Genomic DNA, 1,842 nt, shown 5'->3' on the forward strand with positions numbered 1-1,842 from the left:
CTCCCACAAGGACAAAATCAGGTCTCCCCATCCTTCCGCGCTTCATGCGCCGGCCTTGCCGGCCCACTTCGCTTGTGCAGGACCATGTGTTGATCCGTGCGCCTGACGTGCGCCCGCATCAGCCCATGGCCGTTCCGGTGGGTGATCCCCCTCCTGATTTTCTCCTTGTCCCACTCCCCTTCGCTCTCACCGCCGAGGTCTCAGGAGCAGGAGCGGCGCTCCTGCCCTTCGGGGCAGAAGCCGCTTCGCGGATCAGGGAAATCAGAAACAAGGGAAACCAAATCATGACCATCATCAAACTCACTGCCGAAGTGATCAGTCTCAGCCTGTTTCTCGCAGGCGTTGCCGCAATCTGCATTGCAGTTGCCAGCTAAGGGGAGGGGAGAACCATGTCCATCTATACCAACACCGCCCGTTTCGATCATGGCCGCGCCCTCACAGAGGACGAATTGCGCAGTCTTGCCCCGTCCATCTTCGCAACAGAAGCCCACGAAAGCCGGTCCGACCGCTTTCAGCCAATCCCCACCATCGAAGTCCTGCGCGGACTGATGGCCGAGGGATTCATGCCGGTAGGGGCCAAACAGGCAAGAACACGCGACGAAACCAAGGCCGACTTTACCAAGCACCTGATCAGGCTTCGCCGCCTTGATGATGATCGCAAATACTCCGTTGGCGATACCGTCTGCGAAATCCTTCTCAAGAACGCCAATGACGGAACATCTGCATATGACCTCATGGCCGGACTGTTTCGCGTGCGCTGCCTCAATTCTCTGGTCGCACAAACGGCAACCCTCGACAGTGTGAAGGTCCGCCACAGCGGAGACGTTGGTGCAAAGGTCATTGAGGGCACCTATCGCGTCATGAAGGAAGCCGAAAAGGCCCTGATTGCCCCGGCAGACTGGTCAACGCTCAATCTCAATACCGACGAACGCCACGCCTTTGCAGAAGCCGCGCATGTTCTGCGGTTTGGGGATGCATCCGGGGAAACCAGCACACCGGTCAAGCCGGACCAGCTTCTCGTTCCGCGTCGCCGGGGAGATATCGGCGAAGACCTCTGGACATCCATGAACGTCGTTCAGGAGAATGTGCTGCGTGGGGGCATTCACACGATCAGCAGGGACGCACACGGACGCCGCCGCCGTGGCCGCACCCGCGCCGTTAAAGGCATCGATCAGGACATCAAGCTCAACAAGGCCCTTTGGGTGTTGAGCGAGAAAATGGCCGAACTCAAGGGCCTGAAATCCGCCGCATGAGCCAGAACAGGGGAGCGGTTGAAGGCTGCTCCCATCCTCACCATTCCCCTACATTCCAAGCCGGGGCCGGTTCCCCGGCACATCGAGTGCCGGACAACCGGTTCGATTGATCAGGTCCGCAAGGCGGGCTTGGTTTGTCCAGTTCTTCTGCGGGCGTTGCCCTGCGCGCTGCGCTTGCTCCAGGCGGAGATCCGCGCGACAGGCGCGGCTCCCATAAGGGGGCGGACAGGGGCGGGGGGTGACGCGGATGTCATCACGAGCCAGCAACGGTTCCAGAGGCCCGTAACCCAAAACATCGTTACAGATATCCTCGAGCAAGTCTTCCTGCTCGGAGATCGACATAACGAGGTTCTTGAGCGAAATGATGTCGTTGATGACGTCCCGGATTTCGTCCCGAGCCTCATCAGCATCAAGCCGTCCAAGCTGAGACAGATCGATTGCCTCAACAAGCGCGTTGAAGATTTGAGCCTTTGTCTGGTAGTACTCGTTGTTCTTCTCTTTGGCCGGTGCAGGTTCAGGGGCCGGCGGTGGTGGTGGCGCCGCTTTCTGGACGGGCTCTGGTGCCGCGGGCGCCGGGCTTGGCGCTGCG

The 1,842-nt window shown here is 59.9% G+C and carries 2 protein-coding genes and 1 pseudogene; 2 read left to right on the top strand and 1 reads right to left on the bottom strand.

Going from position 1 to position 1,842, the window contains the following annotated elements; all coding sequences use genetic code 11:
- Together TRICHSKD4_RS26390 and TRICHSKD4_RS26395 are read left to right on the top strand one after the other, a co-directional pair.
- Positions 1 to 374, top strand: a 374-nt coding sequence (locus TRICHSKD4_RS26390; protein ID WP_208993209.1) for a hypothetical protein, incomplete at its 5' end; no start/stop codon positions are given.
- A gap of 15 nt (positions 375 to 389) precedes the next feature.
- Complete coding sequence (locus TRICHSKD4_RS26395) at positions 390 to 1,253, top strand: DUF932 domain-containing protein (protein WP_009469531.1); 864 nt, start codon at positions 390 to 392, stop codon at positions 1,251 to 1,253.
- A 246-nt stretch (positions 1,254 to 1,499) separates the two neighbouring features.
- On the opposite strand, the pseudogene TRICHSKD4_RS31900 reads toward TRICHSKD4_RS26395, so the two are convergent.
- Positions 1,500 to 1,842 (bottom strand): annotated as a pseudogene (locus TRICHSKD4_RS31900) (CpaF family protein); the annotation flags it as partial.

The sequence above is a fragment of the Roseibium sp. TrichSKD4 genome (assembly GCF_000148725.1).
In the GTDB taxonomy this organism is placed as follows: domain Bacteria; phylum Pseudomonadota; class Alphaproteobacteria; order Rhizobiales; family Stappiaceae; genus Roseibium.

Bases quoted from the DNA above. Each gene is read 5' to 3' on its own strand.
- TRICHSKD4_RS26395 (WP_009469531.1), top strand. From the start codon at position 390: ATGTCCATCTATACCAACACCGCCCGTTTCGATCATGGCCGCGCCCTC.